A 14,143-nucleotide genomic window follows, 5' to 3' on the forward strand; every position below is an offset into this window, starting at 1 on the left:
GATCCGTGGACGTCGCGACCGCGCGTATGCGCCTGGAAAGCATGCTCGCCGAGCTCGACCGGTCGATCAGCGTGCTGCGTGGGGATCCGGCCGCCGGGCACGACAGGTCCCTCGCCGACGCGGGAGCCGGACTCACCGACGCCGACCGGACCCGGGCCATGCTCGACGCCGCGTCCCGGCAGCGTACGGCCGTGCTGGCCGCGCTGCGGCGGCTGGACGACGGCGGTTACGGCCGCTGCGTCGACTGCGGCGCGCTCGTTCCCGAGGGCAGGCTGGAGGCCCGCCCCGAGGCGGCCCGCTGCGTGCAGTGCCAGTCGCGGGCCGAGCGCCGCCGCTGAGGATCCGTCCCATGCGCCTGCCGAGCGGCGTTCGGGAGAGCGTTCACAACGGCTTGCGAGCGCTGGCCACCAGGTGGATGCCGACCGTGTCGTCGCCGTCGGCCTGGGTCTCGAGCTCGGTGCGGACCAGCCAGGACAGCGACTTGCTCTCCGTGCTCAGCACGTGGTCGACGGTGGAGGGGGACAGCACGGTGCGCGGGCGCACCCACTCCACCTCAAGGCCGGCGCCGGTGATCAGCTCGCGTATCTGCTGGCTGGTGAAGCAGCGGGTGATGCTGCCGTCGGGCCAGGGGATGAGCATGACCTCGCCCGTCTGGCACAGGTGCGCCCAGTAGTTCTGCTCGGCCAGGATCGCCATCCCGAGGACCAGTGAGTCGACGCACAGGAGCGCACGCCCGCCGGGCCGCAGCACCCGGGCCACGTCCTCGATGACGGACTCCGCCATGATCTCGACCGACAGCACGCGCTCCTCGGCGATCACGCCGTCCACGCAGCCGTCGGGCAGGAAGCCGAGGTTGTCGGCGCGCACCTTCTGTATGCGGTCGGAGGCGTCGCGCAACCACGGCTCCGCCGGCCTGCGGAAGTCCATGACCTCGATCACCCGGTGACCGGCGCGCGCCGCCTGGGCCGGCCACCGCCCGCGTCCGCCGGACAGGTCCAGCAGGAGGGAGGGGCGGCCGGGCAGCCACTGGCGCAGCTGTTCGGCGACGACCGCGTGATAGAAGGTCCAGTACGGCCCGAGTGTGCCCGAGCCGTTGAGTTCGTTGGCCGGTATGGGCAGCACGAGCGGCTCCTGGACTCTGGCTGCCTCACGCATGGGCGTGCGGCAGCGAAACTCGGTTTCCGGGCTACCAAGCCGGTGCTTACTTTTTTCCCCGCACCGGGTCGTTCGTCACCTCAATCTGCACCGGGAACAGACTCTACGCCCGCCCTGTTGCAGTTGGGCATGAAGACGTTGGTGCTGCCAGAAGGCCTCGACGGGCTGGACGTTGCCGGGCCGGTATCCTCGGCTGGGTACGGTGTCCTTAAGGGGGTGGGTCCGGTCTCCAAGACAGCCGAGGAGACTCTGGAGCAGCGCAGCGAGCGGTTCGAGCGCGACGTCATGCCGTTTCTCGACCAACTGTACTCGGCCGCGCTCCGGATGACCCGAAACGCAGCGGATGCGGAGGATCTCCTGCAGGAGACCTTCGCCAAGGCGTTCGCCTCCTTCCACCAGTTCCAGGAGGGGACGAACCTCAAGGCCTGGCTCTACCGCATCCTCACCAACACGTTCATCAACAGCTACCGGAAGAAGCAGCGGGAGCCCAAGCAGGCGGGCACCGAGGAGATCGAGGACTGGCAGCTCGCGCGGGCGGAGTCGCACACGTCCAGCGGGCTGAAGTCGGCCGAGATCGAGGCGCTCGAGCACCTTCCCGACAGCGACGTGAAGCACGCTCTCGCCGCGCTCCCCGAGGAGTTCCGCATCGCCGTCTATCTGGCGGACGTGGAGGGCTTCCCGTACAAGGAGATCGCCGAGATCATGGGCACGCCCATCGGGACCGTGATGTCGCGCCTCCATCGTGGCCGCCGGCAGCTGCGCAACCAGCTCGAGGACTACGCGCGCGAGCGAGGTCTCGTGCGGTCGGACTCCCGCGGCGCGGGTCTCGGCGGAACGCTTGGCGAGGAGGAGCGATGAGCTGCGGGAACCACCACGACACCCCGTGTAGCGAGGTGCTCGACCGGGTGTACACCTACCTGGACGGCGAGCTGGACAGCAACCGCATCGCCGAGATCAGGAAGCACCTCGACGAGTGCGGCCCCTGCCTGGAGGAGTACGGCCTCGAGGAGGTCGTCAAGCGGCTCGTGGCCAAACACTGCGGGTGCGACCCCGTCCCGCAGGACCTGCGCGCCAAGGTGCTCACCCGGATCGAGCAGGTGCGCGCCGAGATGGCGGAATAGCCCGCGTTCCACGGGAGGCGTGCTCGGGCCGTGCCGGGGCAATGCTCGTTAGGATCTTCCGTTACAGGCCGGGAAGGGCGGGGACATGCGGGCACTGGTCACGGGCGGGGCGGGGTTCATCGGGTCCACCCTCGTCGATCGGCTGTTGGCGGACGGCCACGAGGTCGCGGTGGTGGACGACCTGTCGTCCGGGCACGTGCGCAACGCCGACGCCCCCCTGCATGTCATGGACGTGCGCGACCCCGCGCTCGCGGAGCTCGCCGAGCGCTGGCGGCCGGAGGTCGTCTGTCACCTCGCCGCGCAGATCAGCGTACGCAGGAGCGTGGCCGACCCGGTGACCGACGCCAAGATCAACATTGAGGGCACGGTGAACGTCCTGGAGGCCGCCCGGCGCGCCGGCGCCCGCAAGGTCGTCTACGCGTCCTCCGTCGCCGTCTACGGCAGGCCGGCCGTGATCCCGGTCCCGGGCGACGCCCCCACCGATCCCCGCTCGCCGTACGCCGCCTCCAAGCTCGGCGGTGAGCTGTACCTCGCCACCTACCGGGCGCTGCACGGGCTCGAATACACCACGCTCGTGCTGTCGAACGTCTACGGGCCGCGCCAGTCGCCCGAGGGCGAGGCCGGGGTGGTCGCCATCTTCACCGACGCCCTGCTGGCCGGAAAGCCCACGGTCGTGTACGGCGACGGCTCCCAGACGCGCGACTACGTCTTCGTCGAAGACGTGGTGGACGGCTTCGCCCGCGCCTGCGGGCCGCAGGGCGACGGCCGGCGTGTCAACCTCGGCACCGGCGTCCAGATCACCGACCGTGAGCTGCACGGCCTGGTCGCCGCTGCCGCCGGAGCCCCTGACGAGCCGCGCTTCGAGCCCCCTCGCATGGGCGACCTCCCCGCGATGGCCGTCGACCCCGCTCCGGCGTACGAGGCCCTCGGCTGGCGTCCCCGGCACGACCTGCCCACCGGTCTCAAGGCCACCGTCGAATGGGCCCGCCAGGCGCTCGCCTGACCGGTTTCATTACCAGATGCGGCGTGCTATCAGTCGGGCATGCCAAGATCATCGGCCGTTGATGTACGCCGGGTGGGGCCTCAGCTTCTCGACGTCGGGTCCACAGCAGGTGTGCGCCAGGTGAACCGGCTTGCCATGACGGGACGTCTCAGCAATGTCATGCGCTTGCGCCGGATCGTCGTCGCCGTCGCCGCCTTGTGGGCGGGAGCCGTACTGGCCGCGTGCTCGCCGGGGCCGAGGACGGCGGTGCCGGACGCGTGCCCGCCGCGCTGGGGCGGGGAGGGCATCGGCGGCTGGGTGCCGGCCGCCGTGGACGTGGACGGCGCGGACGAGTCGCTGGTGCCCGGCTCGCCGGTCCGGGCGCTGATCTGCGCTTATCCCGGTGTCAACATGGATCCGGGCGGCGAACCGCTGGGCGGGTCGCGGACGCTGACGGACCAGGCGGCTGCGATGGCCCGCGACCTCGCGTCCCTGCCGGTGACCACCGGCGAGGGCGATCACGTCTGCACGCTGATGGGCGGGCCGATGACGAACTACCTGGTCCGGTTCGGGTACGCCGACGGCTCGGCGCTGTGGGTGGGCAGCGCCGAGGAGGTGAACTCCTGCGTCGTGACGACGAACGGCACGGTCCGGACCCGCTCGTACGTCGGGGAGGCCCTGACCGCCGCCTACCGGGAGGGGACGTGGCGCACCTGATCACACGTCGGCTGGCGGCAACGGGATGCTCCAGGCTCGCCCCGGGAAAAGGCACTGACAAACCGGTGCAATTGCACGCGGTGTGATGGCTTGGTTACGGTTTGGCTGCGATGGTCGCGACATCCCGGACCGGCCATCGGCCCTTCTGTAGCCTGAGTGCGACATCGACGTGGAGGCGGCGCAATGCTTGGGAAGACCGTCGTCAGGCTGATAGTGGCGCTGGCGCTGCTCACTCCGGTGGTGGCTCTGGCCGGTCTCGCGGCCGGCACCCCGGGGATCTCCTGGACGTAGTCACTGCCCGTGGGCCGGTCCGGCAGGGCCGGCCCACGGGTCCGATCCGCATTCAAGGTGGCCGCAATGCGGGAACTTCCGTGGCCCGCCAGGGTCTACTTCGTCGCACTCGTCGGAACCGCCGGTCTTGTGATCACGCGCGGTCTCCTCGCGCATCACGGGCTCGTGGCGGAGGACTGGTCCGCGCTCCTTGTCCTGGCGCTGCTCTTCCTGCTCTGCGAGTCGGTGCCGACGCTGCTCAACGTGCCGAACGTCGCGGTGTCGGTGAGCTTCTCCGCCGCGCTGGCCGCCGTGGTGCTGATCGGCCCGGAGGGCGCGGCCCTGGTCGGGCTGGCCGCGGTCGTGAGCGTGCGCCCCGGGCTGCCGATGGTGAAACGGCTGTTCAACGGCGCGCAGTACGCCCTGTGCGGGTACGCCGCCGGGTGGGCCTACGAGAGCGCGGGAGGACGGGCCGACCTGCCCGAGCCGCCCGACTTCCCGGGCATCCTCGTGCCGTACGCCGCGGCGACGGTGGTCTTCGTGGCCGTCAACTTCGCGCTGACCGCGGTCATCCTGCGCCTGGCGTCGGCGGTGCACAGGGACCAGGTCTCGCTCCGCGCGATGGTGCAGTTCCTGAGCTCCTACGTCGGCTTCGCCACCTTCGGCCTGCTGATCGCGGCCCTGTGGTCGACGGTGCAGTCGATCTCGGCCGTGCTCGTGCTGCTGCCGCTGTTCGTGGCCCGGTGGGCGCTGGGGCACTACCACGCCGAGCAGCGGGCGTACGACGCGACCATCGCGGCGCTGTGCCAGGCGGTGGAGACGAAGGACTACTACACGCGCGGGCACTGCACGCGGGTCTCCGCGGCCTCCTCCATGATCGCCGAGGAGATCGGGATGGGCACCGAGCGGCTTCGCGCGATCCGTTACGCGGGCATGCTCCACGACGTGGGCAAACTCGGCGTGCCGACCAAGGTGCTGCAGAAGGACGGCCGCCTGACCGAGGAGGAGTACGCCGCGATCCAGCTCCACCCGATGCGCGGGCTGGAGATCGTGCGCGGCATCGACTTCCTCGACGAGGCGTTCGCCGGGATCATGCACCACCACGAACGACATGACGGGAGGGGCTACCCGATGGGCCTGGCCGGCTCGGAGATCCCCGAGTTCGCCCGGATCATCGCGGTGGCCGACGCGTTCGACTCCATGACCTCCGACCGCTCCTACCGCAAGGCCAAGTCGATCGAGTTCGCGGTGGCCGAGCTGCGCAAGAACGCGGGGACCCAGTTCGACCCCGACATGGTGTGCGCGTTCGTCAAGGCGCTCGACCGGCACGGCTGGGACATGGCACAACGGGTGCCCGTCCCGCCGGACGACCCCGCCGTGGTGACCACGGTGAAGGACCACGACGACCCGACGACGCCCATCCAGGTGGTGTCGGAGCGGTGAGGGAGCGTCGGCTGACGGCCAGGCCGGTGGGGCTCGACTCGGGCCAGCTCCTGCTCATCTGCGCCGCCGGGATGCTGACCGTGGCGGGAATCGCCCACACCGCGGCGGAGGGGCTGACCGATCCGCGGGTCGCCATCGGGTTCGGCGCGCTCATCGCCGCCGGGGAGCTGGCCCGGCTCACGATGCCCGGCAACCGCGAGGTCGCCCCGATCTCCACCGCCGCCTCCCTCGGATACGCCCTGCTGCTCGACGTGGGCGGGCGGCCGGCGCAGCATTCGGCCCTGCAGGTCGTGGCGGTGATGTCGGTCGGCATGATCGCGGGCGGGCTGCCGCACCTGGCGGTCGGCCGGCCGCCGCGTCTCGACGCGCTGGCCCGGCGGCTGCTCGCCGGGTCGCTGCTCGCCTTCGCCTACCGGCCGCTCACCGGCCCGCTGGGGGAGCTCGCGGGGGACACGGCCGACCGGCACGGCAACTGGTGGCCGGCGCTCGGCGTGATGGCGGTGCTCGTCACGGTCATGCTCGCGGCCGACGTGGTGATCGCGGCCATGCTCCGGGCCGACCAGGTCAGGACCGCGTTCGTCGTCGCCGTACGGGACGAGATCAGGATGGCCGCGCCGCTCGGCGCCGCCGTCGCGGCGTCGGGCATCCTGCTCGCGCTCGCCTCGCACAGCATGGACATGACCGCGCTGCCCGCGTTCGCCGCGCCGCTGCTCGTCACTCAGGTGGCGTTCCGCAAGTACGCCGGCATCCGGGCGACCTACCTGCAGACCGTGCGCGCGCTGAGCCGGGTCACCGAGGTCGGCGGGTACGTCGAGCCGGGCCACTCGCGCCGCGTCAGCCAGCTGTCGGTCGCCATCGGCCGGGAGCTGGGCATGGCGGAGCCGCAGCTGCTGGAGCTGGAGTACGCCGCGCTCATGCACGACATCGGCCAGCTCTCGCTGCGCGACCCGATCCCCGGCGGCGCGACCGTGCTGGCCGACCCCGCGCAGGCGCGGCGGATCGCCGAGCTGGGCGCCGAGGTGATCAGGAAGACCGGCGTACTCCACGGCGTCGCCGAGATCGTCCGGCGGCAGTGCGACACGCTCGGCGAGTCCCCGCCGATGGCCAGCCGCATCATCAAGGCCGCCAACGCGTACGACGACCTCGTGGGCGGATCGACCGACAGGGACCGCGCGGCGGCGGCCCTGGAGCGGCTGCGCCTCGACGGCGGGTCGGCCTACGACCCCGGAGTGGTGGAGGCGATGGCGCGCGTCGTCGACCGGCTCGTGCTCGTAACGCGCTTGTAGCAGACGTAGCATCGGAGCGCCTCCAACGCCACGCCGGGCTCGTCGTTGTTGTGGCGACCCTACAGATTCGGCCCCCGCGTTCAGTCGGAACGGTCGGGGGGACGGAGCGGGGGATCATCCTAGAGTTGGCTGCGTGTTCGACTCAGTTCTTGTCGCCAACCGTGGTGAAATCGCCCGCCGGATCATCCGTACGGTGCGGGGCATGGGGCTGCGCGCCGTCGCGGTCCACTCCGAGGCGGACGCCGACCTGCCGTTCGTGCGTGAGGCAGACGACGCCGTGCTCCTCGGTCCCGCCAACCCGGCCCAGAGTTACCTCGACATCGACAAGGTGCTCCAGGCCGCCCGTACGACGGGGGCGCAGGCGATTCACCCCGGCTACGGGTTCCTCGCGGAGAACGCCGCGTTCGCCCGTGCGGTGATCGACGCCGGTCTCGTCTGGATCGGCCCGGACCCCAAGGCCATCGAGCAGATGGGCGACAAGATCAACGCCCGCAATCTGATGGAGTCCGCGGGCGTGCCGGTCGCCGCCGGGACCAGGGAGCCGGTGTCCGACCTCGCGCAGGCCGGGCGGGCCGCCAAGGAGATCGGTTACCCCGTGATGGTGAAGGCGGCCGGCGGGGGCGGCGGGATCGGCATGGGCGTGGCGCGCGACGACGCGTCGCTGGCCAAGGCGTTCGAGCAGGCCTGCCGGGCGGCCGCCCGCTTCGGCGGCGAGCCGGCCATCCTGCTGGAGCGCTACATCGAGCGGGCCAGGCACGTCGAGGTCCAGATCCTCGGCCTCGCCGACGGCACCGTGGTCGCCCTGGGCGAGCGCGACTGCTCGGTCCAGCGGCGCCACCAGAAGGTCGTGGAGGAGAGCCCGTCCCCCGGCGTGACCCCGGAGCTGCGCGAGCGGATGCTCGCGGCGGCCGTACGGGCGGGGGAGGCCGTGTCGTATCGCGGCGCGGGCACGGTGGAGTGCCTGGTGGACGCGGACGCCCAGGACTTCGTCTTCCTGGAGATGAACACCCGCCTCCAGGTGGAGCACCCCGTCACCGAACTGGTCACCGGCCTCGACCTCGTGGAGCACCAGATCCGCGTCGCGGCCGGCGAGGTCTACTCCGTCGAGCCGAGGGTGAGCGGCCACGCGATCGAGTTCCGCGTCTACGCCGAGGACCCCCGCAGGTTCCTGCCCGGTCCTGGCAAGATCGGTGTGTGGGAGGAGCCGGTGGACGAGGGGGTGCGGATCGATTCGGGGTACGCGGCGGGCAACACCGTCACGCCGTTCTACGATCCGCTGATGGCCAAGCTCTGCGTCGTCGGCGCCACCCGCGAGGAGGCGTTGGAGCGGGGACGGGAGGCCGTCGCCGGGTTCCGCATCGAGGGCCCGAAGCACAACCTGCCGTTCTGCGCCGAGTTGCTCGACCACCCCGAGTTCGTGAGCGGGGACTACGACACCGGGCTGGTCTCCCGGATGAGAAAAGCTTGATCTGCCGGATTACGTTGAGGGGAGTTCCCGGGTGGCCGAGGTGCGCGCCGAGATGGTGGCGAACGTGTGGAAGATTGTTGTGAGCGAGGGCGAGGTCGTCGAGGAGGGCGACACCCTTGTGATCCTGGAGTCGATGAAGATGGAGATCCCGGTCCTCGCCGAGGACGCCGGGACCATCTCGAAGCTCCACGTGGAGGAGGGCGACGTCGTCCAGGAGGGAGACCTCATCGCCGTCATCGAGTAGAGCGGGTCAGACGTTCAAAGACGGGAGAGGAACCGTTCCCGGTCGACGACGACCCGCTCGATCGTGCCCGTGGCGACCAGGGCGCCGGTCTTGTCGACGGCCCTGACGGAGAAGACGAGCCTCCGGCCGTCCACCTCCGTGAGCTCGACGCCGATCTCGACGTGCATCCCGACCGGGCTGGGCAGACGGTGCTCGATCAGCACCCTGGTCCCCACCGTGGTCTGCCCGGGCTCCAGGTGATGCTGGACGGCCTTGACCGTGGCTCCCTCGGCGAACGACAGCAGCCGCGGCGTGCCCAGCACCGGCACGTCGCCGCTGCCGACCCGGATCGCCGTGTCCTCGCGCTCCACCATGATGAGGACCTCGGCGCGCAGACCTGGAGCAACACTCATGCTGGTCAGCCTATTGGGTCGTCATTCCCCGACGCCCGTGGAGACCGCGAGGCAACTAAACGGGGTCGCGAAGCGTCTTAATTGGCAGCGGGGACTCCATGATGCTTTCCAGGCGGCGGAGGCGGGCAGCGGTTAGGGTGGTGCACTGTGGACCTCTACTGCGATCACTGCGGCCGTTCGGCCGGGAACGGTGATCACGCGGCCTGCCTGGCCGCCAGGGTGATGGAGCCACCGCGTTACTGCCCGCACTGCCGCCGCCGCATGGTCGTCCAGATCACGCCCAGGAACTGGACGGCACGGTGCTCGGTGCACGGTAGTACGGGCGGATAACAGGTAGGCTCGACTTCCGACTCCCCGAGCCTGGATCCCTTACGCGTACAGGGTTCCGTGAACTTGTCGTTATCTACCCGCGACACGAACCTGCTTTGTTGGACACCTTCGGGGGTCGATTGACTTAGGGGGTACGGGGCGCAAATGGTGGCCCAAGGCATGACCCTGGCTGGGCGTTACCGGTTGGACGTCCGGCTCGGCGCCGGGGGCATGGGCGAGGTATGGCGCGGTGAGGACACCGTCCTCGCGCGCACCGTCGCCGTCAAGGTGCTTCTCCCCGGTCGTCTCGACGACCCCGGATTCGCCGTCCGCTTCCAGGGTGAGGCCCGGGCGATGGCGACCGTCAACCATCCCGGCGTCGTCGACGTCTACGACTACGGGGTGACCGAGGTCCCCGGCGACGGCTCCACGGCGTACCTGGTCATGCGGTTCGTCGACGGCGAGCCCCTCGACCGCCTGCTGACCCGCATCGGCCGCATCGGCGCGGAGCCCGCGATGGAGCTCATCGCGCAGGCCGCCTCCGCCCTCCAGGCCGTGCACGAGCGGGGAATCGTGCACCGGGACGTCAAACCGGGCAACCTGCTGGTGCGTTCCGACGGCACGCTGGTGCTGACCGACTTCGGGATCGCCCGCGCCGACCAGGGCAGCCGTCTCACCGACGCCGGAATGGTGCTCGGCACCGCGGCGTACTGCGCGCCGGAGCAGGCCGAGGGCGCTCCGGTCACGCCCGCCGTCGACATCTACGCGCTGGGCGTGGTGGCGTACGAGTGCCTGGCCGGGCAGCGTCCCTTCGACGGCGACTCGCCGGTGACGATCGCGCTCAAGCACATCCGCGAGGAGCCGCCGCCGCTGCCGCCGGACGTGCCGCCCGCCGTCCGGGCCATCGTCGAACGGGCCATGTCGAAGGACCCGGCCCGCCGCTGGCCGTCCGCCACCGCGATGAGCCAGGCGGCCCGGCAGTCGGTGCTGCCCCCGGGGTCGGTGGCTCCCGACGCCGCCCCCGCGTACGGCCCGCAGGGCCTGGCCGAAGGGGGGTACGGCCCGCAGGGCGCGGCCGCGGCCCCGGCCACCGCAGGCATGGGAGCCCCGCCTCCGTCCACGGGCGCGGCCACCCAGGCAGGCCCCTATCCGGGCGGGCCTGAGGCTGCCCCGGCCACCGGTCACACCTACCGCGTCACGCGGGAGTCCTGGAACGACGCCCCGGCCGTGCCGCCGGCGACAGTCGCATCCCCGCAGCAGGGCTCACGTACGGCGCGACGCGCGGCACAGCGGTCCAAGAGAGGCCGGGGGATGCCGGTCGCGGCCGGGGTGGCGGGGTTCGCCGTCGTGGGCGGTCTGGCCGTCCTCGGCATCAACATGGCCTCGGCCGGGTCCGGAACCCCCACGTCGCCCGCTCCGTCGCTGACGGTGCGCACCACTGACCCGCCGACCCCGTCGCCGACGCGGACCGCCTCGCGGCCCTCCACGAAGCCCTCCCTGGAGGTGCCGCCGTCGCGGCCGAGCCCGTCCAGGAGGCAGCCGAGCCCCTCGCCGAGCCCGACTCCCAGCCCGTCGCCGAGCCGCACCGCCTCCCCGACGCCCTCGCCGAGTCCGACCGAGGGCATGGTCAAGGTGCCCCAGCTCAAGGACCTGCCCGAGAGCTCCGCGCTGGCGCGGCTCAACATGCTGGGTCTCAGCCCGAAACCCGTCTACGACGGCGAGGGAGAGTGCAAGGGATCGGTCGTCAGCCAGAAACCGGCGGCGAACACGCTCGTGAAGGAGGGCACGGCGGTCACGTTCACCGTGAAGAAGGACTGTCCGCCCCCCTCGCCCAGTCCGTCGCCCAGCCCGGCCGTGAGCCGCTCTCCCGCGGCGTCCTGACGCCGGAAGGAGACGAGCCGGAACGCCTCGCAGGACTGGTCCGGCGGCACATCATGTGTGGCCGTACGGGGCGCGGGGGCGGTAGTGCTCCTCCAGCCTGGTCTTCTCCTCCGGGGTGAGCACCAGGTCGACGGCGGCGACGGCATCGTCCACATGACCGGTTCTCGTGGCTCCCACCACCGACGCGGAAACCGCCGGGTGGGCGAGCGTCCACGCCAGCGCGACCCGGGCGGGTGGCAGGCCGCGCTCGGCGGCGATCGCGCGCAGCGCGCTGACGACGACGGCGTCGTCGCCGTCGGTCGAACGGGACCTGCCGCGCTCCGCCGCCGCCCGGTCGGTGTCGCGGGGGCCGGCGGCGGCCAGGAGACCCCGGGCCAGCGGGCTGTAGGGCAGGACGCTCACCCCCTGATCCGCGCACAGCGGCAGCATCTCGCGTTCCTCCTCCCGGTACAGGAGGTTGTAGCGCGTCTGCATGGATACGAACCGGGTGAAACCGCCCCGTTCGGCGGCGTGCTGGGCCTTGGCGAACTGCCAGGCGTACATCAAGGAGGCGCCGGCATAGCGCACCTTGCCCGCTCGGACCAGGTCGTCCAGGGCCTCCATCGTCTCCTCGATCGGGGTTTCCGCGTCCCACCGGTGGACCTGGTACAGATCGATGTGATCGGTGCCGAGGCGGGTGAGCGAGGCGTCGACGGCCGACATGATGCGCTTGCGCGACAGCCCACCGTCATTGGGGCCCGGCCCCATGGGGTAGTAGACCTTGGTGGCCAGCACGTAGTCGTCGCGCCTGGCGAACAGCGCGCGCAGCAGGCGGCCGGTGACCTCCTCGCTGGCGCCGTCGCCGTACATGTCGGCCGTGTCGAAGAAGGTGACGCCGGCCTCGACGGCGCGCCGCGCGATCGGCTCGGCCCGGTCCAGGTCGAGGCTCCACGAGAGTGCCGAGGGGTCGCCGTAGCTCATCATGCCCAGCGCGACTCTCGACACCTTCAGGCCGGAAGATCCCAGACGCACGTATCGCACCCATCTGTCCTAGCACAACCTTCGGACAGCGTGATCACCATGCGGCCGTCAAGCGTCGACGGGTCGCACAGGATCGACGGGAGGATCGTCGCCAAGAACCGCGGGGGCTCCGCCCGGGTGCCGCGGGGCGGAGCCTCACGCGAGATCACACTCCGGTCGTGTTGCGCGGGTAGGCGATCGACGGGTCGGTGGCGATGTTCACCAGATAGGGCACGCCGGAGTCGAAAGCGCGGCGCAGCGCCGGGCCGATCTCGCCCGGCGACGTGACGAGCTCCCCGCCGCCGCCGAGCGCGGTGACGACCTGGTCGTAGCGGCACTGCGGCTGGAGCTCGGCCGCCACGTCGTAGCCGTACAGCATCTGCATGGGGTGCTTCTCCAGGCCCCACATGCCGTTGTTGCCGCAGATCATGACGACCGGCAGGCGGTGGCGGACCAGCGTGTCGACGTCCATCAGCGAAAAGCCCGCCGCGCCGTCGCCGAGCAGCAGCACGACCTGCGACGACGGCCTCGCCAGACGGGCCGCGACGGAGTAGCCGAGCCCGGTGCCGAGGCAGCCGTACGGGCCGGGGTCGAGCCAGTTGCCGGGACGGCGCGGCTCGACGTACTTGCCGGCGTAGGAGACGAAGTCGCCGCCGTCGCCGATGACGACCGCGTCGTCGGCGAGCACCTTGTTCAGCTCGCCGTAGATGCGCATCGGGTGGATCGGGTCGGCGTCCGACTCCAGCAGGGCCGCGTCCCCGGCGGTCGCGGCCGTCGCGGCCTCGCTCAGCCTGCTCACCCACGGCTCGTACGCCTTGGGGTTCACCCCGGCGGTCCCGCAGGCCGCGGACAGCCCCCAGAAGACGACCGACAGGTCGCCGGCGGCCGAGCCGGACAGGCCGGTGTGCGTGGCGAGCTGGGAGGGCGCGTCGGCGATGTGGACGACCCTGGCGAGCGGCGCGCCCTCCTTGCCGCCGAACCAGCCGTACGCGAGCCGGAAGTCGAGCGGGGTGCCGACCACGATGACGAGATCGGCCTGGCCGAAGGCGACGCCCCGGGCGCGGGTGGCCAGCAGTTCGTGCCCGGCGGGCAGGATGCCCCGGCCCTGGCCGTTGGGGACGACGGGCAGGCGCCACTCCTCGACGAAGTCCCGCGCGGCCTCCTCGGCGCGCTCCATCCACACGTCCGAGCCGAGCACCAGCACCGGGCGCTCGGCCTCGGCGAGCAGCCCCGCGATGCCGGCGAGGGCCTCGGGGTCGGGCTCCAGCGGCGACGGGGTCAGCGTCTCGGAGACGTACTCGGGCGACGGGGAGAACAGGTCGTCCATGTAGACGTCCAGGAACACCGGGCCGCGGTGCGGGGCCAGGGCGGTCCGGAAGGCCATCTCGACGTCCTGCCCGATGGAGTCCGCGCCCGATCCGGTGAAGGCGAGCTTGGTGATGGGCTCGAACAGCGGAGGATGGTCCATCTCCTGAAGCGCCCCGGAGCCCCAGCGCGAGCGCGGGGCGCGCCCGCCGAGCACGACGACCGGGGAGCCGTTGAAGTGAGCGGTGGCGACCCCCGAGACGCCGTTGGTGACGCCGGGACCGGCCGTGAGCACGGCGAGGCCGGGCTTGCGGGTCAGCCGGGCCGTCGCCTCGGCCGCGAACACCGCGCTCTGCTCGTGGCGCACATCGAGGATGCGCATGTTCTGATGGACGGCCCCGTCGTACAAGGGGAAGACGTGCCCACCGGACAGCGTGAACATCATGTCCACGCCGTAGGCCTGGGAGACGGCGACGGCGATGTCGCCTGCGTGTTTGGGGGACTCCATAGGGTGAAACCTACCAGTCGGTCACTTACCGGAACAGATGGGCGGCCAATGCCCTCCAGCCAC

At 71.4% G+C, this 14,143-nt stretch carries 14 protein-coding genes; 10 read left to right on the plus strand and 4 right to left on the minus strand.

The annotated features are described in order from the left end of the window. Window positions 1-5: 5 nt before the first annotated feature. Window positions 6-338: a TraR/DksA family transcriptional regulator gene (locus ACQEVJ_RS06015; protein ID WP_357052642.1), complete on the plus strand. Its 333-nt coding sequence runs from the start codon at window positions 6-8 to the stop codon at window positions 336-338. A gap of 43 nt (window positions 339-381) precedes the next feature. Here ACQEVJ_RS06015 and ACQEVJ_RS06020 read toward each other — a convergent pair whose 3' ends face one another. Beyond that, window positions 382-1,122 (minus strand): class I SAM-dependent methyltransferase, encoded by a 741-nt coding sequence (locus ACQEVJ_RS06020; RefSeq protein WP_433097994.1) that lies wholly within the window; start codon window positions 1,120-1,122, stop codon window positions 382-384. A gap of 249 nt (window positions 1,123-1,371) precedes the next feature. Between ACQEVJ_RS06020 and ACQEVJ_RS06025 the strand changes: the two genes are divergently transcribed. The 8 genes from ACQEVJ_RS06025 to ACQEVJ_RS06060 all read left to right on the plus strand — a co-directional run bounded on the left by ACQEVJ_RS06025 (window position 1,372) and on the right by ACQEVJ_RS06060 (window position 8,686). Then, complete coding sequence (locus tag ACQEVJ_RS06025) at window positions 1,372-2,013, plus strand: sigma-70 family RNA polymerase sigma factor (protein WP_433097995.1); 642 nt, start codon at window positions 1,372-1,374, stop codon at window positions 2,011-2,013. Further along, window positions 2,010-2,276, plus strand: coding sequence for a mycothiol system anti-sigma-R factor (gene rsrA, locus ACQEVJ_RS06030; RefSeq protein WP_433097996.1), 267 nt, complete (start codon window positions 2,010-2,012; stop codon window positions 2,274-2,276). Before ACQEVJ_RS06025 ends, rsrA begins: the two co-directional genes overlap by 4 nt. An 85-nt stretch (window positions 2,277-2,361) precedes the next feature. Further along, window positions 2,362-3,279 (plus strand): NAD-dependent epimerase/dehydratase family protein, encoded by a 918-nt coding sequence (locus tag ACQEVJ_RS06035; RefSeq protein ID WP_433097998.1) that lies wholly within the window; start codon window positions 2,362-2,364, stop codon window positions 3,277-3,279. Between the two features lie 135 nt (window positions 3,280-3,414). Further along, window positions 3,415-3,975, plus strand: coding sequence for a hypothetical protein (locus ACQEVJ_RS06040; RefSeq protein ID WP_433098000.1), 561 nt, complete (start codon window positions 3,415-3,417; stop codon window positions 3,973-3,975). Window positions 3,976-4,332: 357 nt separating this feature from the next. After that, on the plus strand, window positions 4,333-5,688 hold the full coding sequence (locus ACQEVJ_RS06045; protein ID WP_433098002.1) for an HD-GYP domain-containing protein: 1,356 nt from the start codon (window positions 4,333-4,335) through the stop codon (window positions 5,686-5,688). Then, window positions 5,685-6,974: an HD-GYP domain-containing protein gene (locus ACQEVJ_RS06050; RefSeq protein ID WP_433098004.1), complete on the plus strand. Its 1,290-nt coding sequence runs from the start codon at window positions 5,685-5,687 to the stop codon at window positions 6,972-6,974. Before ACQEVJ_RS06045 ends, ACQEVJ_RS06050 begins: the two co-directional genes overlap by 4 nt. Window positions 6,975-7,107: 133 nt before the next feature. Next, window positions 7,108-8,442 (plus strand): acetyl-CoA carboxylase biotin carboxylase subunit, encoded by a 1,335-nt coding sequence (locus ACQEVJ_RS06055; RefSeq protein ID WP_433098006.1) that lies wholly within the window; start codon window positions 7,108-7,110, stop codon window positions 8,440-8,442. Between the two features lie 31 nt (window positions 8,443-8,473). Next, window positions 8,474-8,686, plus strand: coding sequence for a biotin/lipoyl-binding carrier protein (locus tag ACQEVJ_RS06060; RefSeq protein ID WP_433098008.1), 213 nt, complete (start codon window positions 8,474-8,476; stop codon window positions 8,684-8,686). A 14-nt stretch (window positions 8,687-8,700) separates the two neighbouring features. Here the strand turns inward: ACQEVJ_RS06060 and ACQEVJ_RS06065 are convergent, their stop codons facing one another. Then, a complete protein-coding gene (locus ACQEVJ_RS06065; protein WP_079316282.1) occupies window positions 8,701-9,078 on the minus strand; it encodes a thioesterase family protein in 378 nt (125 codons plus the stop codon). A 489-nt stretch (window positions 9,079-9,567) separates the two neighbouring features. Here ACQEVJ_RS06065 and ACQEVJ_RS06070 point away from each other — a divergent pair, with 489 nt between their 5' ends. Continuing rightward, window positions 9,568-11,268: a protein kinase domain-containing protein gene (locus tag ACQEVJ_RS06070; protein ID WP_433098010.1), complete on the plus strand. Its 1,701-nt coding sequence runs from the start codon at window positions 9,568-9,570 to the stop codon at window positions 11,266-11,268. 51 nt (window positions 11,269-11,319) lie between these two features. On the opposite strand, the gene ACQEVJ_RS06075 is transcribed toward ACQEVJ_RS06070, so the two are convergent. Together ACQEVJ_RS06075 and ACQEVJ_RS06080 are read right to left on the minus strand one after the other, a co-directional pair. Beyond that, the gene (locus tag ACQEVJ_RS06075) at window positions 11,320-12,288 is read right to left on the minus strand and encodes an aldo/keto reductase (RefSeq protein ID WP_433098012.1); all 969 of its coding nucleotides are present in this window, start codon (window positions 12,286-12,288) and stop codon (window positions 11,320-11,322) included. Window positions 12,289-12,433: 145 nt separating this feature from the next. Next, window positions 12,434-14,080, minus strand: a complete 1,647-nt coding sequence (locus ACQEVJ_RS06080) for an acetolactate synthase (protein WP_433098014.1) — start codon at window positions 14,078-14,080, stop codon at window positions 12,434-12,436. Window positions 14,081-14,143 lie beyond the last annotated feature (63 nt).

It is taken from the genome of Microbispora sp. CA-102843, from assembly GCF_050936215.1.
Lineage (GTDB): Bacteria > Actinomycetota > Actinomycetes > Streptosporangiales > Streptosporangiaceae > Microbispora.